Source organism: Saccharothrix hoggarensis, assembly GCF_042678885.1.
Taxonomy (GTDB): Bacteria; Actinomycetota; Actinomycetes; order Mycobacteriales; family Pseudonocardiaceae; genus Actinosynnema; species Actinosynnema hoggarensis.
Genome location: NZ_JBHTLK010000124.1, coordinates 1 through 20,057, shown reverse-complemented (window position 1 = coordinate 20,057; position 20,057 = coordinate 1). Strand labels below are relative to the sequence as shown.

The 20,057-nt window shown below is 72.0% G+C and carries 15 protein-coding genes and 1 pseudogene; 5 read left to right on the top strand and 11 right to left on the bottom strand.

Features of this window, described 5'->3' with window-relative positions; all coding sequences use genetic code 11:
* The coding region (locus ACFQ3T_RS22080; protein ID WP_380725373.1) for a CHAT domain-containing protein at positions 1 to 526 on the top strand (526 nt) is incomplete at its 5' end.
* A gap of 42 nt (positions 527 to 568) precedes the next feature.
* Here ACFQ3T_RS22080 and ACFQ3T_RS22075 read toward each other — a convergent pair.
* Positions 569 to 1,774, bottom strand: a complete 1,206-nt coding sequence (locus tag ACFQ3T_RS22075; RefSeq protein WP_380725371.1) for an ROK family transcriptional regulator — start codon at positions 1,772 to 1,774, stop codon at positions 569 to 571.
* A 531-nt stretch (positions 1,775 to 2,305) separates the two neighbouring features.
* Between ACFQ3T_RS22075 and ACFQ3T_RS22070 the strand changes: the two genes are divergently transcribed.
* On the top strand, positions 2,306 to 3,667 hold the full coding sequence (locus ACFQ3T_RS22070; protein ID WP_380725369.1) for a cellulase family glycosylhydrolase: 1,362 nt from the start codon (positions 2,306 to 2,308) through the stop codon (positions 3,665 to 3,667).
* Positions 3,668 to 3,819: 152 nt separating this feature from the next.
* On the opposite strand, the gene ACFQ3T_RS22065 is transcribed toward ACFQ3T_RS22070, so the two are convergent.
* Positions 3,820 to 4,533, bottom strand: coding sequence for a glycoside hydrolase family 11 protein (locus tag ACFQ3T_RS22065; RefSeq protein WP_380725367.1), 714 nt, complete (start codon positions 4,531 to 4,533; stop codon positions 3,820 to 3,822).
* Positions 4,534 to 4,863: 330 nt separating this feature from the next.
* Between ACFQ3T_RS22065 and ACFQ3T_RS22060 the strand changes: the two genes are divergently transcribed.
* Together ACFQ3T_RS22060 and ACFQ3T_RS22055 are read left to right on the top strand one after the other, a co-directional pair.
* Complete coding sequence (locus ACFQ3T_RS22060; protein WP_380725365.1) at positions 4,864 to 5,706, top strand: helix-turn-helix transcriptional regulator; 843 nt, start codon at positions 4,864 to 4,866, stop codon at positions 5,704 to 5,706.
* Positions 5,707 to 5,888: 182 nt separating this feature from the next.
* The gene (locus ACFQ3T_RS22055; protein ID WP_380725363.1) at positions 5,889 to 6,659 is read left to right on the top strand and encodes a glucose 1-dehydrogenase; all 771 of its coding nucleotides are present in this window, start codon (positions 5,889 to 5,891) and stop codon (positions 6,657 to 6,659) included.
* 48 nt (positions 6,660 to 6,707) lie between these two features.
* On the opposite strand, the gene ACFQ3T_RS22050 is transcribed toward ACFQ3T_RS22055, so the two are convergent.
* The 8 genes from ACFQ3T_RS22050 to ACFQ3T_RS22015 all read right to left on the bottom strand — a co-directional run bounded on the left by ACFQ3T_RS22050 (position 6,708) and on the right by ACFQ3T_RS22015 (position 18,659).
* The gene (locus ACFQ3T_RS22050) at positions 6,708 to 7,928 is read right to left on the bottom strand and encodes an MDR family MFS transporter (protein WP_380725361.1); all 1,221 of its coding nucleotides are present in this window, start codon (positions 7,926 to 7,928) and stop codon (positions 6,708 to 6,710) included.
* Complete coding sequence (locus ACFQ3T_RS22045) at positions 7,925 to 8,356, bottom strand: DUF2000 family protein (RefSeq protein WP_380725359.1); 432 nt, start codon at positions 8,354 to 8,356, stop codon at positions 7,925 to 7,927. Before ACFQ3T_RS22045 ends, ACFQ3T_RS22050 begins: the two co-directional genes overlap by 4 nt.
* Positions 8,357 to 8,456: 100 nt before the next feature.
* Positions 8,457 to 8,939: a hypothetical protein gene (locus tag ACFQ3T_RS22040; protein ID WP_380725357.1), complete on the bottom strand. Its 483-nt coding sequence runs from the start codon at positions 8,937 to 8,939 to the stop codon at positions 8,457 to 8,459.
* 21 nt (positions 8,940 to 8,960) lie between these two features.
* Positions 8,961 to 10,238, bottom strand: coding sequence for an ATP-grasp domain-containing protein (locus tag ACFQ3T_RS22035; RefSeq protein ID WP_380725355.1), 1,278 nt, complete (start codon positions 10,236 to 10,238; stop codon positions 8,961 to 8,963).
* Positions 10,239 to 10,448: 210 nt separating this feature from the next.
* Complete coding sequence (locus ACFQ3T_RS22030; protein WP_380725353.1) at positions 10,449 to 11,111, bottom strand: hypothetical protein; 663 nt, start codon at positions 11,109 to 11,111, stop codon at positions 10,449 to 10,451.
* A gap of 116 nt (positions 11,112 to 11,227) precedes the next feature.
* Complete coding sequence (locus ACFQ3T_RS22025; RefSeq protein WP_380725351.1) at positions 11,228 to 17,392, bottom strand: RHS repeat-associated core domain-containing protein; 6,165 nt, start codon at positions 17,390 to 17,392, stop codon at positions 11,228 to 11,230.
* A gap of 557 nt (positions 17,393 to 17,949) precedes the next feature.
* Positions 17,950 to 18,486, bottom strand: a complete 537-nt coding sequence (locus ACFQ3T_RS22020; protein WP_380725349.1) for a hypothetical protein — start codon at positions 18,484 to 18,486, stop codon at positions 17,950 to 17,952.
* Positions 18,486 to 18,659: a hypothetical protein gene (locus ACFQ3T_RS22015; RefSeq protein ID WP_380725347.1), complete on the bottom strand. Its 174-nt coding sequence runs from the start codon at positions 18,657 to 18,659 to the stop codon at positions 18,486 to 18,488. The genes ACFQ3T_RS22020 and ACFQ3T_RS22015 overlap by 1 nt, the downstream gene beginning before the upstream one ends.
* A gap of 231 nt (positions 18,660 to 18,890) precedes the next feature.
* Here ACFQ3T_RS22015 and ACFQ3T_RS22010 point away from each other — a divergent pair, with 231 nt between their 5' ends.
* Complete coding sequence (locus tag ACFQ3T_RS22010) at positions 18,891 to 19,283, top strand: hypothetical protein (RefSeq protein WP_380725345.1); 393 nt, start codon at positions 18,891 to 18,893, stop codon at positions 19,281 to 19,283.
* A gap of 8 nt (positions 19,284 to 19,291) precedes the next feature.
* On the opposite strand, the pseudogene ACFQ3T_RS22005 reads toward ACFQ3T_RS22010, so the two are convergent.
* Positions 19,292 to 20,057, bottom strand: a pseudogene (locus ACFQ3T_RS22005) (hypothetical protein); the annotation flags it as partial.

The following is a 20,057-nucleotide window of genomic DNA, read 5'->3' as shown; positions in this document are numbered from 1 at the left end:
CCCGCACGCGGCGGCCGAGGTGGCGGCGCTGGCCCGGCGCCACCCCGACGCCCGCCGCCTCACCGGCCGCACCGCGCGGGTGGACGACGTGATCACCGCCCTGGACGGCGCGGAACTCGGCCACATCGCGGCCCACGGCCGGTTCCGCGCCGACAACCCGCTGTTCTCCGAGCTGCGCCTGGCCGACGGCCCGCTCACCGCCTACGACCTCGAACGCCTCGCCCGGCCGCCGCGCCGGATCGTGCTGTCCGCGTGCGACTCGGGCCGGTCGGCCGTCCACCCCGGTGACGAGGTGCTGGGCCTGGCCTCCGTGCTGCTGGCCCTCGGCACGACCACGCTCGTCGCCACCGCCGTCCCCGTGCCGGACCGCGCCAGCCGGCCCCTGATGCTCCGCTTCCACCGCCTGCTCGACGACGGGCTGACCCCGTCACGGGCCTTGGCCGCGGCACAGCGGGACCTGTACCACCGAGGTCCCCCGGCCGACCGCGTCGCCACCATAGGCTTCGTCTGCTACGGCGCGGGTTGACCGGGCGCGGGCGAATCGCTCGCCGCGCCCGCCGACCGGCCCTCAGATCGTCCCGGTGATGGTGGACTTAATGGCGAGCGCGGCGCCGGACCGGGCCCACTCGCTGAAGTCGAACGGCTGCACGTCGAGCTCGATCAGGTCCGGGTCGTCCTCGTAGGTGTCCTCGATGCCGTCGTGCACCAGCCGTGACGCCACCTCGTACAGCGGCAGGCCGTCCCCGGTCAGCACCACCTTCTCGGGGTCGATGACGTTCGCGACGGTGCCGATCAGCACGCCCAGCGCGTACCCGGCGTCGTCGAACACCCGCCGGGCCTCCGGGTCGCCGGCGCGGACCCTCGCCAACGCCTCGTCGTACGTGGGCCGGCCGGTGAGCCGGCGCATCATCACGTGGGTCATCAGGTAGCTGGAGGCGCATCCGCGCCGGCCGCAGCCGCACTCCGGGCCGTTCGCGTCGACCAGCGTGTGGCTGAAGTGCGGTGGCAGGCCGTGCGAACCCGCCACCAGCCCGCCGTTGACGATCAGCCCCGTGCCGACGCCCGCGCCGACGGTGATCACCGCCAGCGACCCCAGGCCGGCGCCCGGCCCGAACCAGTGGACGGCCGCGGTGAGGGCCTGCACGTCGTTGTCGACCGCGGTGGGGACGCCGGTCGCCCCGGCCACCTCCGCCTTGAGCGGCACGTCGACCCAGTGCAGGAACTCGTGGCGCGCGACCAGGCCGTCGAGCACGATCCCGCCCAGCGTCACGCCGATGCCCGTGACGCCGGGGAACCGGGCCGCGACGTCCGCGATCTGGGCGACGACCTCGGCGGGGTCGTGGGACCGCAACGGCTCCTCGGCCGTGGCGACCGGTGTCGCGGTCAGGTCGGTGACGGTGGCGAAGAGCCGTTCGGCGGTCAGCTTCACGCCGAGGAAGTGGTGGGCCGCGCCCCGCACGTGCAGCATCTCCGACGGTCGACCGGCGGAGGGCCGCGGTCGGGTGTCGCCCTCGACCAGCAGCCCCGCCAGCACCAGGGCCTTGGTCACGCGGGTGAGGGTCGGTCGGGACAGGCGCAGCCGCGCGGCGATCTCGGCCCGCGACAGGGGCCCGTGGATCAGCACTTCCAGCAGGACGTCCCGCGCGACCTCGGGCAGGTTCGGCCACGGCGAGGCGGGGCCGGGTTCCGGGGTCGTCGACCGCAGGCGCCGAGCCCCGCCGGCGCTCCCGACCGGAACCGTGCTTGCCGCCGCCGTTGGCGTCGCTCCGGGCATGTCCTGTTTTCCTCCGTCGGGGGACTCCCGAAACACGGCGTGTTCCTGGGATCGCTCCCACATCCATCGTCCCGCAAATGATTACGCAGCGCTACCACCAACCGACCTGTAACCACCCTAACCGACGGAACGGTCGACCGGTGCTCGCACACGTCGATCAGCCGACCCTGGCCTCCACGCCGCGAACGGACTACAGCACAGGCGGCACCAAGAGGAACGCGTTCACCACATCGGCCTCCGCAAATGGCGACAACAGCACTGGTCACTCGCTTGCTTCGACAGTTCTTGACTTCCGCGCGACGCCGGCCCTACCGTGGGCGCTTAAGTTCCACCGGGAAACTAATCGCATTCCCACCGGGCACCACCTCTCGTCCGACCGTGTCGAACCCGGCCCGGTCGGACGAGCAACGCTCCGAGTCGCGTCGCGTGCCGATCACTGAGCGACACTACGACTGGGAGCGCTCCCAGCTACACCACCGGCTGGGGCGCACAACCGACAGGTCAGTCGACTCAATGAGGTGTCGAAAGAGCATGAGAAGGAAAATCGCCACGATCGCCGCCGCGCTGCTCGTCGCGGCTGGCTTCGGGACCACGGCGCTGTCCCAAGCCCAGGAAGCGCCGGAAGCGGCGGTGGGCCTGCACATCCGCGGCACCGACATCGTCGAGGCCAACGGGCAGCCGTTCATCATGCGCGGGGTCAACCACCCGCACGTCTGGTACACCGGCCGGACGAACTCGTTCGCCGACGTCAAGGCGCTGGGCTCCAACACCGTGCGCGTCGTCCTGGGCACCGGCAAGCGCTGGGGACCGTCCACCGACACCGCCGCGGTGATCGAGCTGTGCAAGCAGAACCGGATGATCTGCGTGCTGGAGGTGCACGACACCACCGGGTACGGCGAGGAGGCCGCCGCCGCGTCCCTCGACGAGGCGGTCGACTACTGGATCAGCCAGAAGAGCGCCCTGGTCGGCCAGGAGAACCACGTCGTCATCAACATCGGCAACGAGCCGATCGGCAACACCAACGCCGCCCAGTGGACCGACGCCACGGTCAACGCGGTCAAGAAGATGCGCGCCAACGGTTTCCAGCACCTGCTGATGATCGACGGGCCGAACTGGGGCCAGGACTGGCAGCACATCATGCGGGCCAACGCGCAGAAGGTCTTGGACGCCGACACCCAGCGCAACACCGTGCTGTCGATCCACATGTACTCGGTCTACAACTCGCCTTCCACCATCGTGGACTACCTCGACCACTTCAAGGCCAACAACTGGCCGCTCGTCATCGGCGAGTTCGGCTGGAAGTTCGCCCCGAACGAGGTGGACCACGAGACGATCCTGGCCGAGGCGCAGGCACGGGGCCTCGGCTACCTCGCCTGGTCGTGGAGCGGCAACTCCGACCCGATCCTCGACATGGCCCTCGAGTTCGACCCCAACCGCCTGACCACGTGGGGTGAGCGCATCTTCCACGGCGCCAACGGCATCAAGGCCACGTCGAAGGAAGCCACCATCTTCGGCGGCGGCACCACCACAACGACCACGACCACCACCACGACGACGACCACGACCACGACGACCACCGACCCCGGCGGCAGCCTCCGCTGCACCGCCACCTACCGCATCGTCAACCAGTGGCCGGGCGGCTTCCAGGGCGAGGTCCGCGTCACCGCGGGCACGGCGGCCATCAAGAGCTGGAAGGTCGACTGGACCTACGCCGACGGCCAGGCCGTCACCAACGCCTGGAACGCCACCGTCACCACCAGCGGGTCCAGCGTGAGCGCCCGCAACGCGAGCTACAACGGCACCCTCGCCGCCGGCACGAGCACCACGTTCGGGTTCACGGGCACGTCGCGCGCCACCAACAGCGCGCCGACGGCCTCCTGCACCGCCGGCTGATCGGCCCACCTCCACCGTGCGGACGTCGGGCGCCCCCGGTCCGACGTCCGCACGTGGGCCGACAGCACCGTGGCGCGACGGCCGAGGCCGCCGCGCCACGTTCGCGGGTCGTGGTGCTCGGAGGATGACGTTCCCGTCCGGGGGGACGGCGGTCAGCTCACCGTGATGTTGGAGTTGCCGCTGCTCTGGTAGCCCTCGGTCGCCATGATCATGTAGTAGCGGAAGCTGCCGAGGGTCATCCCGGCGCGGGCCCACGCGTCGAAGTGGTTGCCGGTGGTGATGGTGCCGCCGGTCTTCTTCGCGGTGCGGACGCTCCAGAACTGCGAGAACGTCTTCGTGCCCTCGACGGAAGGCGCGTTGTACCGGGTCGTGTGGTAGATGTCGTACGTGCCGCCGTCACTGGTGACGGAACCGCGGCGCGTCCCGGTGGGCCGGTACGTGCCCCAGTTGTCGACGATGTAGTACTCGACGAGCGGGTTCGACGTCCAGCCGTAGAGGCACAAATAGCCGTTGCCGGACGGGTTGAAGCTGCCCGAGTAGCGCACGGTCCGGCGGCTGCCGGTGCTCCAGCCCTTTCCGGCGACGAAGTTCCCGGTGTTGCGCCACGAGGTGCTGTATTGACCGCCGTTGCCCATCGTCATCGAGACGGTGCCGTTGGCGTCGGTCCAGAACGAGTAGTAGTACCCGCTGTGGGTTCCGGTCTGGTTCGTGGTGACGGTCTGGGCGTGCGCGGTACCGGGCAGGATGAGCCCGGTCGTGGCCAGGGCCAGGGAACCCGCGCCGCCGAGGAACAGTCGGCGGCTGATCGAGCGGTTGGGGGCGCCGTCCATTTCGAGGGCGTCGTCCATACCGCGGGCGTCGTCCATGTGGATGCTTCCTCCTCATTGAGGCTGGCAAAGGGGCCAGGCAGCGTGGTAGACAACCGGGCAGTTCCGCCGACGGCCCGGAAATGGCCGTCAAGCGCTTTGGGTGACCCGGACCTGCATCGGTTGCGGTCTGTCGATGCAGTCAGTGTTCGGCCGACTCCGGCGGGTTGTCAATAATTATCGCAACCTTGCGAAAGGTTGCCGCAAGATTTCGAAATACTTGCGGTCGGGTGATTTCCGGTGGAATACCCGGTGCGAATGCGGACGGAAACCGAGCGCCAGGTGAACGGACTGCCGGCACGTCGCCGCGCGCCGTTGTTACCGTGGCGCATGGCCGTCGAAATCCCCGCGGTGGCGCTGGGTCGCCGCGAGCAGCTCCGCGACTTCCTCCGCACCTGCCGGGCCCGGCTCACCCCGCGTGACGTCGGCCTCGTCGCGACGGGCAGGCGGCGCACACCGGGGCTGCGCCGCGAGGAGGTCGCCGCGCTCGCGGGCGTCGGCGTGTCCTGGTACACGTGGCTCGAACAGGGCCGCGACATCACCGTCTCGGCGGACGTGCTCGACGCGATCAGCCGGGCCCTGCGGCTGAGCGACCTCGAACGCGCCCACCTCTACCTGCTCGCCGGGCTCAACCCGCCCCGCGTCGGCGGCGCGCGCGGTGCGGAGGTCACGCCGGAGCTGCGGCGCCTGGTCGACGCGTGGACGCCGCGTCCGGCGATCCTGCGCGACCGGTACTGGAACCTGCTCGCGATCAACGACGCCACCCGCACCGCGTTCGGCTACGACGACAGCGACCACAACTGCCTGATCTCGTTCTTCACCAACGCCCGGTACCGCGGCATGCACGTCCACTGGTCGGCGATCGCGCCGGTCGTCGTCGCCGCCTTCCGCGCGTGCGCCGCGCACTACCCCGACGACCCGGAGTACGGCCGCGTCGTCGACCGGCTCAGCGCCGTGAGCCCCGAGTTCACCGAGCTGTGGGCACGTCACGAGGTGGCCGCGGCGGGCCAGGCGGTGAAGGCGGTGCGCCACCCCGAGGCCGGCGAGCTCGTCTTCGACCTGACGACCCTGTCCGTCACCGACCGCCCGGACTGGTTCCTGGAGCTGTACAACCCGCAGCCGGGCACCGGCGAGCGGCTGGAACGCCTGCTCCGCGCCAACCCGGCCGCCTGACCGCCCCACCCGACCGCCCCGCCTGGCCGCCTGCCTGACCGCCCCGCCAACCCGGCCGCATGACCGCCCCGCATGACCGCCCCGCGAAGCCACCCGCGAAGCCACCCGCCGGAAGGTGGTGGTGCCGCTCCCAGGTTGAGCACGCACTGGTTGGCCCCGGCGCGCGTCGGCACGCTAACCCCATGACGCACAGCACTTCCCGCTTCGACGACAAGGTCGCGCTCATCACCGGCGGCACGAGCGGCATGGGGTTGGTCGCCGCGCGGAGGTTCCTCGCCGAGGGAGCGCACGTGGTCGTCACCGGACGCGACAAGACCCGGCTGGACGCCGCGGTGGAGGACCTGGCCGGCGGCGACCGCGTCCTCGCCGTGCGCGCCGACGTGGCCGACCTGGCCGACCTCGACGCGCTGGTGGAGGCGATCCGCGACCGGCACGGACGGCTGGACGTGGTCTTCGCCAACGCGGGCGTCGCGTCGTTCGGGCCGAGCGACGACGTCACCGGGGCGGAGTTCGACCGCGTGGTGGACATCAACTTCAAGGGTGTCTTCTTCACCATCCAGAAGGCGCTCCCCCTGCTGCCCGACCACGCCGCGATCGTGATCAACGCGTCGTGGACGCTGCACCGCGGCCTGCCCGGCGCGGCCGTCTACGCGGCGACCAAAGCGGCCGTGCACAACCTCGCGCACACCTTCGCGGCCGAACTCGCGCCCAGGCGCATCCGGGTCAACTCGGTCAGCCCCGGCTACATCGAGACGCCGATGTTCCACGACAACGTCTCCCCCGAGGCCCAGGCGGAGGTCGTCGCCGCCGTGGCCGCCGGTCGCATCGGCACCGCCGAGGACGTCGCCGACGCGGTCGCGTTCCTCGCTTCCGACGAGGCGTCCTACGTCAACGGCCAGGACCTGGTCATCGACGGCGGCCTGGTCGCCGCACTGCCCGCGGCGCACCGGTAACCGCGGCCGGTGCACGGCGAGAGCACGGGGCACCCGCCGGCCCGACCCTCACCGGGCACCAACCCCCGACGTCGCCACGGCGGCACGCACGCGCACGGCCGGACCCAGCGCCAGTTGGCCCACCGCCGCGACCAGGCACAGCACCAGGCAGGTGGTCCACAGCACCGGGGCGCCCAGCACGAGCAGCTGCGTGCCGCCGAGCGGCGCGAGGAAGGCCGCGAGGCCCCACGCCGTGCCGTACGCGCCGTTGTAGCGGCCGCGCAGGTGCGCGGGCGCGAGGTCCGCCACCACGGCCGCGCCGACCGAGTGCACCAGCACCTCGCCGAGCGTCCACACCACCATGCACAGCGCGTAGCCCGGCGTGGTGGACGCCAGCGCCGTGGCCCCGGTGCCGACGCCGAGCACGGCCATCCCCGCGGCGAGCAGCCGCGACCGGTCGAACCCGCCGAGCCGGTGCCCGATGACCGGCTGCACCACCACGACGACGATGCCGTTGACGGCCATCACCAGGCCGTACGCGGCGGGCGACAGGCCGTCCTCGCGCATGGCCAGCGGCAGGGTCGCGAGCGACTGGAGGAACGCGAACGCCACCAGCACCGTCACCAGGACGACGCCGAGCATCACGCGGTCGCGCGGCACGTCGAGCATGCGGCCCGGTTCGCCGCCGCCCGCGCGCCGTCCTCCGGTCTCCGGCACGGCCCGCCACACGAGCACCGCGAACAGCGCGCACGTGCCGGCGTCGACCCAGAACAGCGGCAGGAACCCCGCCCGCGCCAACGTCCCGCCGAGCACCATGGCCACCGAGAAGCCGAGGTTGACCGCCCACAGCAGCAGCCCGAAGGCGCGCGGCCGGTCGTCCGGGTCCACGAGGTCGGCGACGACGGCCTGCACCGCGGGCCGGAACACGTCCAGCACCAGGCCGAGCAGCAGCGCCAACGCCAACAGCACCGCCACGTCGGTCGCGTAGCCGACGCCGACCATGGTCGCCGCCGTGGCCAGCAGACCTCCGGCGAGCGTGGCGCGTCGGCCGACGCGGTCGGCCAGGACTCCGCCGATGAGCGGGGAGAACACCTGGCCGACGCCGACGAGCGCCAGCACCGCGCCCGCTTCGGTGACCGAGAGGCCGCGGTCGGCCGTCAGGTACAGCGCCAGGAACGGCACCACCATCGTGCCGAGCCGGTTGGCCAGGGTGCCCGCCCACACCACCCAGAACGGCCGGGGCAGCCCGCCCAGCCGGACCCGGAGGAACCCCGGCGGCGCGGCCGTCACCCGACCGCTCCCCGGTAGGAGCTGAACGGCTTCGTGAGCGCGCGCACCCGGCTCTCCTCGCCGACGACGCCGACCGCGAACACGTCGACGTCGGCCGCGGTCGAGCGGGCCACCAGCTCCCGGTACTCCTCGAAGCTGTTGCTCAGCTCCCGGCCCTTGGCGCTGAACGCCGCGTGCGGCAGCCCTTCGTCGACGGCGGCGGCGAGCAGCTTCTCGACCTGGCCGGGGCGTCCCGTCAGGACCACCGTGTCGAACCGGATGCCCGCGTGGCGCACGCCGTCGAGCCCCACGACGCCGCCGGCGGCGTACAGCCGGGGTTCGAGGTGCGCGAGCTGTCCCATCAGGATCGCGGCCGCGTTGGCCGCGGCGGCGGGTTCCAGCCGCTTGTGCACGACGATGGCGGCGCGCAGGGTCGGTGACTCGGTCAACTCGGTTCCTTCCTGGCGAACACGACGAAACTCATGGGGGTCCCCGCGGACAGCGTCCGCACGGTCCTCATGCCGTAGCCGTCGGCGGCGATCCGGTTGGTCACCGCGCACGCGCGGCCCGGGTGCTCCACGGCCTGCTTGCAGGCGGCGCTGTTGGACGTCGACGTGCGGACCTCGCCGACCCGGCACGGCAACCCTCCACGAGCGCCCTGGTCGCCGGGTGGTGGTAGAGCACGTCGAACTCGTCGGAGTCCGCCGCCCCGTCCGCGGCCCCGGCGGGAACGGCGAAGACCATGTCCGGCAACGTGCTGAGGAACGTGTCGACGGCGCGGAGTTCGGGGTTGAAGAAGAACTTCCGGATGTCCGGGTACGCCGACGGCACGAGCAGCACGTCGTGGTCACCCGCGAGGACCCGTTCGGCGGCCAGTTCGAAGCGCGGATAGCCGACCACGGAGGCGACCCGGTTGCGCGCCCAGCGCCGGCCGACGATCACCGAGCAGGTGAGGCCGGACGGCTCGTCGGCGAGCGTGGCCAGCGAGCGGTATTGCGGTGAGTACGTGAGGTCTTCCTGGTAAGCGATCACTGTTCCCCCCAACAGGTGAAGTCATGCCAGTTCGTAGAAGCCGACGCCGTCCAGGTAGCGCAGGGTGCCCAGATCGCGTTGGACGATCTCGTCCACCTCGTGCATGAAGGTGACGATGACCGGGTAGGTGGTGTCGTCGACGGTGCGGCGCAGCCGGTCGCCGGGACGGGTCAGCTCCCACAGCTCGTGGAAGCTCTCCAGCGCCCGGACCCGGTCGATGGCGGTGTAGCGGCGCAGGGTGCCCTCGACCGGCGAGATGAGCGCGGCCCACGAGAAGTGGCGCCGGACCTCGTAGTCCTCGCCGCGCCGGGCGTGGAAGCGGTCCGGGCGCAGCGCGGCGTCGACCACCCAGTCCAGTTGGGAATCCCCGGTGGCCAGCCGCGCGTAGTGCGGCAGGTCACCGCCGGAGACGCGCGCCCCGACCTCGATCAGGCACGGCCCGTCGGGGCCGAGCTTCAGCTCCGCGTGCGCCGCGCCGTGCCGGATGCCGACGGCGTCGAGCACGGCGAAGGCGTAGTCCACCACCTCGTCGTGGCGGGGGCCGCGGCGCGGCACGAGGTAGCACGCGCCGGACAGGTCGGTGATCCCGTTGACGGAGAACCGCCGGCTCCGCCAGAGGTCGCACACGTGGTGCGCCCCGTCGCGGCTGACGGTGTTGACGATGAACTCGGCGCCGACCAGGTACTCCTGCGCCACGACGACGTCGTTGGCCTCGGAGAACACGTTCTGCCGCGCGGTGATCGCGTCGAGCGCCGCCGCCGACTGCTCCGGCGTGTCGCAGAAGGACACACCGTCGCCGCCCGCGCTGCGCACCGGCTTGACCACCACGCGCCCGCCGGTGGCGCGGTGCCAGGCGGCCAGCTCGTCGCGGTCACCGGTGCGGATCTGGCGCGCCGCGCGCAACCCGGCGGCCCGCACCGCCTCGACCATCGCGTGCTTGTCGCGGCGGGCCGCCCGGGACGCCGTGCCGTTGTGGGGCACTCCCAGCGCCTCGCCCAGCACGTCGGCGAACGCCACGCCGTACTCGCCGCCGGGCACCACGGCCACCGGCCGGTACGGCTCCAGCGCGGCGACCGTCCGGCCCAGGTCGCCGTCGTGGACGACGTTGTCCCGGTAGTGCTCCCACGTCGGCGTCGACGTCCGGTACACCCCCGGCGGCTCGGGCGCGCTCTGCACCCGCACGCACTCGGCCCCCGCCGCGAGGAACGCGGGCGCGAGGTGGCGTGCCGTCTGCGGCACGCCGTGATCCGCCGTCTCGTACGTGTCCACGAGCACGACGACGGCACGCTGATCTGCCACTGGATCCCCCCGAATCCCGCCGGGCACCCCCCAGTGACTCTGCCCGGTCGGAGGACACCGTAACCAACGGTTCTCCGCCGGCCCACCCAATTCGAGTGGAATAACACGATCGGGCGCATGTTTGTAACGCGCGCATTTTCGGCACGAAGATCGTGCGTTATCGCGCGTGTCGGTGCGGCGGCGGCGCCGGTGTGACCCAAACCCCGACGGTCAGGTGCCGAAACCGAAGTCGATCCACTTGACGGACGGCACGGCGTCCAGGTGGTCGAGGTCCGACGGCCCGATCCCGGCGATCCGCACCGCCACGTGGCCTTCCCGGTTCCGCCACGGCGCCCGCGGGTCGATCGCCGGACCGACGTTCGCGATCGCGGAGTCGCCCAGGAAGATCCGATGACCCGGCCGCGGCCACCGCCACCCCGCGAAACCGACCTCCTCCAGCGACGTGAGGACGCCGGGCAGCAGGTCGGCGGGCAGCTGGGCGCACAGGCGGCCGAAGTCCGCCGTCACCACCAGTTGCGCGAGCGCCAGGTGGACCAGGAACTCCGGGAGGGCTTCGGGCACCGGACTCCGGTCACCACCAGGTTCGCCCTCGTGGACCCGGTCCGGCTGCCCGACGTCGAACGACCAGGTCCAGTCACCGGTCGGGTCCTCCATGAACACGGCCTCGCCCCCGTCCGCCCGGACCTGGGCGGGGCGGTAGACCCTGGTGCCGCCCGACTGGAGCCGGGTCCACCGGGATTCGAGGCCGTACCACTCCCTCAGCGGCGCGGGGAGCCAGGACGCCTCGGCCGGCACCGTCCACTCGGGAGCACTCGGCGGGCCGTACCAGCGACCCAGCAATTCCGGGACGTCGATGCCATCCGGGTCGATCACCCCCACATTATGGCACACGGCAGTTCTTTCCCCGCGAATCTTCGCGGCCCATTGTCGAAATGGAGAACGGCTCCCGGCCGACACGGGTCGACCGGGAGCCGCACACCGCTCACCCGTTAATCGGGACCGCCGATGAACATCCTGTTCCTGAGCGCCCCGGCCTCGTTCTGCCAGACGACCAGCAGTCGGCCGCCTTCGGGGAGCATCGACCGCATGGCCGGCACGCAGTACTTGCACGGGCCGTAACTGCCCGTGATGTAGAGGACGGCGTTGAGGCCGGTGCTCCGCATCAGGGCCGCGGTCTGCGTCTCCAGGTGGTGGAAGTTCTCGCCCGTCGCCCCGGGAGGCGCGACGTAGTCCCCCCGGAGGTTCCGGCCGTCGCCACCCGACGACAGGGTGAACGTCGAGCCGTCGTCGAGGACGGCGTGCCCGGACATCCCGCCCGGGCGGTCGAAGCTGTCGGCCGACTGGCGGGCCTTCTCGACGCCCGCCTTCATCGTGGCCTGGCACGGGATCGAGTTGTTGTGGACGAGGACGGCCACGGACCCCGCGACGACGAAGTACGTGTGGACGCCGTCGACCGTCAGGTCGAAGGTGCGGTGCGTCCCGTGGTAGGCGCGGACCGCGTCGACCTGGACGTGCGTCCCCGCCGACGTGCGGAGGGTGTCACCCGGCTTCAGGTGCCGGGCTTCGACCCACCGCCCACGGCCCGCCGACCAGAACGGGTGGTCGTCGGTCGCCGTGACGGTGTGCTCACCGCCGTCGTCCCGCACCACGAGGTCCACATAGGACTTGTCGTGGTCGGTCCGGATCGAACGGGTGACCTGCCGGCGTTCGCCCTCGCCCTTGGCCGGGTCGGCGGCCAGCACGGTGTCGCCCGGCTTGACGTGCTCGATGCGCTTGCGCGTGCCGTCGGCGAGGAGCACCAGGGTGCCCGCCGGGAAGCTGTGCGTCTCGCACTTCTCCGGCGCCTTCTTCTTCGTCGCCGCTTTCGCCTTCGCGGCCACGGCCTTGGCTCGTTCGGCCGCCTTCGCCGCCGCCTTCCGGGCGGCTTCCTCGGCCAGCGCGCGGGCCTTCGCGGCCTTCTCGGCGGCGGCCTTGGCAGCTGCGGCCGCGGCAGCCTTGGCGGCTTCGGCGGCCTTCTCCGCGCCCTGGATGATGGCGCGCGCCCACTTCAGCTCCTGGAAGAAGGTGACGACGGCCTTGCCGGCGCGGAAGATGGCCTCGGCGATCTTCTTGGCCTTGAAGATCTTGCCCCACGGCAGCGCGCCGATGATCATGGAGACGCAGGCGCCGATGTCGCCCTTCAGGCAGTTGACGATGTCGTTGATCCCCAGGAACTCCATGAGGATCTGGCCGCTGGCCTCCAGGATGACGTCGACCAGGCTCTTGCCCTGGATCTGCTGCGCCTTGGCGACGTCCTCGGGGCTGGGCCCGGTCGGTTCCGTCGCCCCGGTCTCGGACGCCGAGCCGCTGCCGCCCCCGCCGTCGACCACCGTGCCCGTGGGGTCGGTGTAGGACAGCGGGTTGTTCTCCGCGTAGGCGTACGCGGAGATGGCCGGCCCCGGCACGGGCATGGGGTCGGTGCTCGTGAAGCGACCTGTGTCGGGGTTGTAGTTGCGGGCCCGCAGGTAGTAGTTGCCCTCGCCCGACGACGAGTCCTGGTACGCGCCGGTGAACTTCAGCGGGTTCGCCGGACCGGTCGGGTCGCCCGGCGCGAGCGTGCCGCCCCGGCGCGGGTTGCCGAACGGGTCGTAGTCGTAACCCGCCTCCGGCACGCCGGACGGGCTGAGCATGTTCGCCACGCCGCCCAGCCAGTCGTGCGTGTACGGGTGGGCGCCGGTGGCCGCGTCGAGCAGGGCCAGCGGCTCGTCGTCGGGGCCGTACGCGAAGCCGCGGCGCTCGGTGGTGGCCCCGGCGGCGTTGACGGTGGTGTCCAGGGCGATCTGCGGCAGGGTGCCGTTGACGTCCCAGCTCCACCGCTGCGTGGTGGCGGCCTGGCCCTCGCCCGACGTGGCGGTCAGGCGCAGGCCGGTGGCGTCGTAGGCGAACGTGGTCGTGCGGCCGCCCGTGGTGGCACTGGCCAGCGTGTTGTCGAGGTTGTAGGCGAAGGTCTCCCGGCCCGCCTTGGTCTGGTTGCCGTTGAGGTCGTAGTCGTAGTCGATGAAGGTGGCCCGCTCGCCGTGCTCCTCGCCGTCGGGGGCGCTGCCGGCGTGCCGCTGGTGCACGGCGCGCCGGACGAGCTGGTCGGCGGCGTCGTAGTGGTAGCGGGTGGTGTCGCTGCCGGCGGTGCCGGTGCGCTTCTGGGACAGGCGGTTGCCCACCAGGTCGTAGGTGTAGTCGATGCGCCCGGCTGCCTGCGCGTGCTCGTCGCACGTCGTGGCGGCGTAGCAGGCCGAGGCGACGCGGTCGGCCGGGTCGTAGGCGTAGGCCACGGCCTCGGACACGCCGCCCCGGGTCGTGGTGACCTTGACCGGGTTGCCGACCGGGTCGAGGTCGAGCCGGTAGGCCGAGATCGGGTCCTGCACGTCGGCCGGCGCGCCGGTGCCCTGGCCGCGTTCGGTGCCGATCGCGGTGAGGCGTCCGGCGTCGTCGTAGTCGCGCCGCTCCACGAGGCCGGTGGCGGCCGGCAGCGTCGTGGTGGTGCGGCGGCCGGCGACGTCGTACCCGAACCGCCACGTGCCGGCCCGGGAACCCGTGCCGCTGCCGCTGACGGTCAGCTCGGACAGGCGACTGTCGGCGTCGTACCCGCTGGTGACGCGGGTGCCGTCCGGGTAGGCGCGGGAGGTGATGTTGCCGCGCGCGTCGTACTCGTAGTCGAACGTCTCGCTGCGCCCGGCCGCCTCCTCCCGGGTGACGCGGGTGATCTGGTTCTCGTCGTCGTAGGACACCTTGCGCACGCCGAGCGGGTCGCCGTACGCGGTGACGCGGTCCTTGGCGTCGTAGGCCCAGGAGTACTTCGGCCCGCTGTCGCCGAGGGCGCGGGCAACGCGCCGTCCGACGATGTCGTAGGTGTCGACGATGGTCCGCTTGGCGCGCTCGGCGTCCCCGAGGTGGTGCTCGTGCGGCCCCCGGGTGATGGCCGCGACGAGGTTGCTCTCCACGTCGTAGGTCGCCTCGACGGCGCGGCCGAGCGGGTCCGTGGTGCGCGTGGGTCGGCCGGCCCGGTCGTAGTCGATGCGCCGGACGTGGTGGTTCGGGTCCCGGATCGTCGCCAGCAGGCCGTCGGCGTGGTAGCCGTAGACGGTCGCCCCGCCGTGCGGCTCGTGCCGGTGGTACTTCGCGTCCGGCGCGTGGACGCTCTCGATCTGGTTGTCCTCGCGGTACCGGTAGTGCGTGGTGTGGTTGTTGGCGTCCGTCTCCGACGTGAGCCGGTTGTTGGCGTCGTAGGTCGACACCGTGACGTGGTCGAGCGGGTCGATCACCTTGGTGCGGTTGCCCGCGAGGTCGTACTCGAAGTGCGTGGTGAACCGCTCGCGGTCGGCGCCCTGGACGTTGCCGCGCGGCTCGGTGGCGCTGAGCAGCAAGCCGTCGTCGCTGTAGGTCCACGTGGTGACGCCGCCGGTGGCGGTCTCCTGGCGGATCTTGTTGCCGGCCTCGTCGTAGGTCCACTTCGTGGTGTTGCGGCCGCCGTCGGTGGTGGACGTCTGGCGGCCGTTGCGGTCGTAGCCCATGGTCAGGCTGCGGCCCAGGGTGTCCTTGGTCGCGGTGACCCGGCCGGTGTTGTCCCGGTCGAACGTGGACGGCTTGTTGAACTCGTCCACCGTGGACGTCGTGCGGTCCAGCTCGTCGACCTTGATGTCCTTGTGGACGACCTGGCCGTTCGGGTACGGGCGCGAGATGCGCACCAGGTTGTCGTTGGCGTCGTAGCGGTAGGTGGTGGTGAAGTCCGCTTCGACGGCGCCCGGCACGTTGCCGCGCGGCGAGACCACCTGGTGCAGCATGCCCTTGGCGTTGTAGCGGTAGGCGGTGACGACGTCCTGCTCGCCGCGGCCCATCTCGATGCGCACCGAGCCGCGCCGGCCCGCGTTCGTGTAGGTGATCGAGGTGGTCTTGCGATGGTCGGTGACGGCCGCGAGCCGCCCGTTGGCCAGGTAGCGGTTCTCGATCGTCACCCCCTCCGGGTTCACGGTGCGGACGACGCGGCCGACCTCGTCGTGCTCGGTGCGCGACGAGTGCCGCTTGCCCGGCTCGCGCACCTCCACCACGCGGTCCTGCGCGTCGTAGCGGAACCTGGTGGTGAACTCGTGGCGGTCCGCGCGCGGCGCCGTGCCGCGCGGGTCGATCGACGCGACGCGGCGGCCGGTCTCGTCGTACTCGGCCTCGCCCCGCCGCCCCTCCGGCGAGATCACCGCGGCGAGGAGCCCGGAGTTGGGCCGCCCGGGCGCGATGTACTCGTACCGGGTGACCTTGCCGCGCTGGTCGGTGCTCGTGGTCCGCAGGCCGCGCTCGTCGTAGGTGTGGCTGATCGAGTGGTTCTCGGCGTCGGTGCTGCGGACCAGCTCGTTGAACTCGTTGTAGGTGTTCTTCCAGACGTTGCCGTTGGCGTCGGTGAACTCGATAGGGTTGTTGCGGTCGTCGTACTTGGTCTTCTCGTCGAAGCCCTGCGGCGCGGCGCGGCGGATCGGGTTGCCGTTGGCGTCGTGCTGCGACTCGTGCTGGTTGTGGTTGCCGTTGACGACCAGGTTGCGGTTGAGCGAGGCGTCGTAGCGGTGGTTGTCGGTGTCGCCCGCGCCGCGCCTGCTGTGCAGCAGCACGTTGCCGCGGTAGCCGTCGCGGACGACGACGCCGTCCGCGTCGGTCGTCGTCGCCTCCTGCTCGGCGGCGTTCCACGCGAACGTGGTGGCGTTGCCGAGGGCGTCGAGCTGGCGCGCCATCCGCCCGGACGGGTCGTACTCGTTGCGCACCAACGTGGTGCGGTGCGGCTGCGGCTCCCGCACCTCGGTCAGCCGGCCCTCGGCGGAGTAGCCGTAGCGCCACTGGCCGGCGCGGGCGTCCTTGTAGACCGCCAGCCGCCCCGCCTCGTCGTACTCGTACTGGACCTTGCGGTGGTCGGGCAGCGTGATCGAGCGGATCAGGCCGTCCACGACGCGCGCCCGCGCCACCCGGCCGGACGCGTCGGTGACGGTGATCTCGGTGTCGGTGTACCCGACCGAGACCCCCACCCCGCGCGGGGAGCGGATCGACACCAGGCGGCCCTGGCCGTCGAAGGCGTGCACCACGCCGGTCAGGGTGGTGAGGTCCCAGCCGGCGTCGGTCCTGCGCAGCGTGGAGCGGACGCCCGCGGGCCGCTGGTACGCGCCGTCGACCAGGCGGTACCGCACCTGCGCGCCGTCGTCGGCGAGCACCATCGCGCCGTCGTCCACGGGCGTCACGCGCATCCCGTACGACCACGCCCAGCCCGGCCCGAACAGGCCCGGCTGGGTCAGCGTCGAGGAGTACACGCGCGTGGACGTGAACGGCACGCCGATCGACGCCATCTTCAGGTCGGGCTCGATCCGGGTGAACGCGCCGGTCGCCGTGTTGACGCCGTCGCCGCGGAACGCCTGCCGCGCGCCCGTCGTGCTCAGGGCCGCGCCGCAGCCGCAGCCGGACGTCTGCTCGACCGGGATCGGCGGCGGGTCGACCGTCGTGCGGGGACGCGCCTTCGGCGACGGCGCGGACACCAGCTCGCCACCCTCGTCGAGGACGGCGGCGAGCGTGACGAAGTACTCCTTGGCCGGGTCGAGCGCCCAGCCCTCGCGGCTGCCGAACGAGCGGCAGAACTCGCGCACGGCGCCGCAGGGCACCTGCAGCTCCGACCGGGGCAGCACGGTCGACGCCTGCTCGGTGCCGGTGGCGGCGTCGAAGACCCTGGCGCGCCACGACGACCACGGCCGCACGTCGTCGTGCACGTCGAAGTAGGCCACCAGCGACGTGTCGCCGAGCGAGAACCCCGGCCTGACCAGGACGCCGGCGAACACCTCCTCGGCCTGCGCGGCGGCCTGGCCGGGCTTGCGCACCCGCTCCCAGTCCTCGGCGGACAGCCGCACCGGCTCGCCACCGGCGCGCACGCCCGCGGGCACGACCGGCGGCCACTTCTCCGGGGGCACCGCCTCGTCCGGCCGCGCCGACGCCGGAACCGGTCTGTCCACCGGCCCGGCACCCGGCGTCACGCCGGGCACCGCGCCCGCCGCACGCGCCCACGTGACCGGCTGCAAGAGGCTCGCCGCCACCACCAACACGCTCACCGAGGCCAGCCATCGGACCCGGTTGCTCCACCCCACGGCTCGGTTCGTCACCGCTCCCCCACCACTGATCCCATTCCGGAAAAACGCAGAACAAAACTGCGGCATCACCGGACTGGAGGCAGCACCGGGCACCACCGAGACGGATACATGAAACCGGCTCACGCACGCGACGCACAGGTCGAATCACTCGACAAGGGCCGGGACACGGCGACACGAACAAAGCGGAACTCGCACCGCGGAACAGGACGACACGACCGCCGAACGCCACGACGAGGTGGCGCCGACCGACCCGGTCATCCGACGTCCCCGCAGGCTACGACGTCGTCGCTTCCCCACCAAGCAGCATAAACATCCCCCGTACTGTTCCGCGCCCACCGAAGTCGAAGGCGCGACAGCACTGTCCCACCGATCCCGGAAATCGCGCAACCACAAACGTCCAACCGAGTGACCCACCACCGGAATTCACGACGGTGGGGAATAAGCACCGGCGGACGTTGATCACATTCCACACGGTCGACGGGGAATAGCCGTCCCACGCACGGCAGATCGATAAAGCAGGGGACGTGTCCGGTGAGGTCGCGTCCCGCCGGGCCGCCGTCGGCGCGACGTCACCACCAGCTCCACACGAACCCGAACCACGGCGCGTCGGCCGTCACGTACGTCCACGTCACGACCGCCGGGCACGAGGCGGTGTCCGTGCGGCGGAACTCGACGGTGATCCGGTCCTGGTCGCCGGACAGGCCGGTCCGCAGCGGGACCGCCGGCCGTTCAGCGGGCAGCACGCCGGCGCTGGTGTGCCCGGTGGCGGTCAGCGTCCACGACACGCGGGCGTCCGGGCAGTCGTCGCGGGCGAGGGCGAGCACGCCGCCGACCCGGTCGGTGTCCCGGAGGCTGGTGCTCCACGTCGTGCTCACCGAGCCGCCGGCCGGCACCGACCACCGGTAGTCCCGTTCCCGCTCGCACGGCACGCCCGGTTCGCGCAACGCCGAGCACTCGTATGAAGGCCGGTCCTCCGGGGCGTCACCGGCGACGTGCGTGAGGCGCGGCCGGACGCCGGGGGCGAGCAAGACCGTCAGGAACCCGGCCACCAGCACCGCCGCGACGAGCGCCGCCACCGCGAGGACCAGCCGTTCGCGCCACACCACTACCGGTCGCGGCTCTTGGCGACCGCGACGGCGATCGCGTCCACCACGGCGGTCGCGAGCACGAGGACGACGGCCGCTACGAGCAGCACGGGCGGCACGACCGTGTCCCACCCGAGCACCAGGTAGAGGATGAACAGGGCCGCGGCCCCGAGGGCGAACACCTTGACGCACAAGCGAAGTCGAGTCCTCCACCGCTGCTCCACCGCGACCTCCCCGGTCTCTCTCGAACGTGCCTCCAAGGTCCCACGACACCCGTGGCCGACGGGGGTGGTTGGCAGGTTCGGGCCAGGCGGGCGGATGTCGTCCGCGACGCGGAGTGTCCTTCCGCCACCACCGGGAGGTGGCTGGTATTACGGTGTGGAGCGACCGGACGTGGCGCGACCAGGGTGCGAGGGGCAACTACGGTGACCAGCTGGATCGACGTGATCAACTATGTCCGGACGCGGCACGAGGTGCTGGAGGAGACCGACAGCTGGCTCCGCTTCCGGCTCGACGCCGAGGACGGCCGGACCCAGCAGGTCGCGGTGCACCACGTGCCCGAGTCGGACGGCGTGGCGTGGGTGGAGATCTCCTCGGCCGTCGGCCGGGCCGACGCGATCGACCTCAGGCGCCTGCTCGAACTCGCGGGCACGGCGGCCGTCGGGGGCGCGGCCGTGGTGGACGGCGTCGCGCTGCTCAAGCACACCGTGCCGTTGGAGGACCTGAGCGTGCGGGAGGAGTTCGAGCGCCCGCTCATGCTGCTCGTCGCCGCCGCGGACGCCTTCGAGCACGAGCTCACGGAGACCGACCGGTTCTGACGGCCGCGCTACATCCGGCTGAGGATCATGCCGTTCCACCACAGGTCGAGATCCTCCAGCGTGTCGTTCGTCGCGCCGGGCGGGGTGATCAGGGTGCCGGTGACGGAGGCCGGCGCGTCGGTCCACCACACCGCGCCCGTGCCGCCGTCGAGGTAGCAGGTGGTGAAGTCGCCGTCGAGCGGGCCGGACGTGTCGCGGTAGTACGTGGAGTAGTGCACGGCGTGCGTGGTCGGCCGGCAGCCGCCCTGCGAGTCGTCGCGCGGGATGCCGCGACTGGTGACCACGCCCAGGAAGTGCGCGTCCTGGGCGGCGCGGGTGGCGAACAGGCGGAACTCGGCGCGGGCGGGCGGCGCGAACCGGCCGTGCGCCTCGTTCGGCTCGGTGCACACGACCTTCGCGGTGACGCCTTCGCCGTCGGCCGGTTCGGTGGCGCAGGAGGGGTTGCCCCGGTAGACGCCGGGGAGTGCCGCGAGCAGCGCCAGTTCCTCGGGTTTCGGCGCCGGTCGGGTCGTGGTGGTCGGCTCGCTCTTCGAGCCGCGCGTGGTCTTGGCCGACGTGGTGGTCGACGACGTGCGCGTGGTCGGGGCGGACGTGGTGGGGGCGGTCGCGGTGGAGGAGCCGCCGGCCGACCCGCCGATGCGCGTGCTGCCGTCGAGCAGCGGGTAGACGAGCGCGAGCCCCACCACGACCGCCGACGCCGCCGCCACGCCGAGGAGGACGCGGCGGGCTCTCGACGGTGGCCGCGGGGGCGGGCCGCCGGTCGGCTGGGTGGGG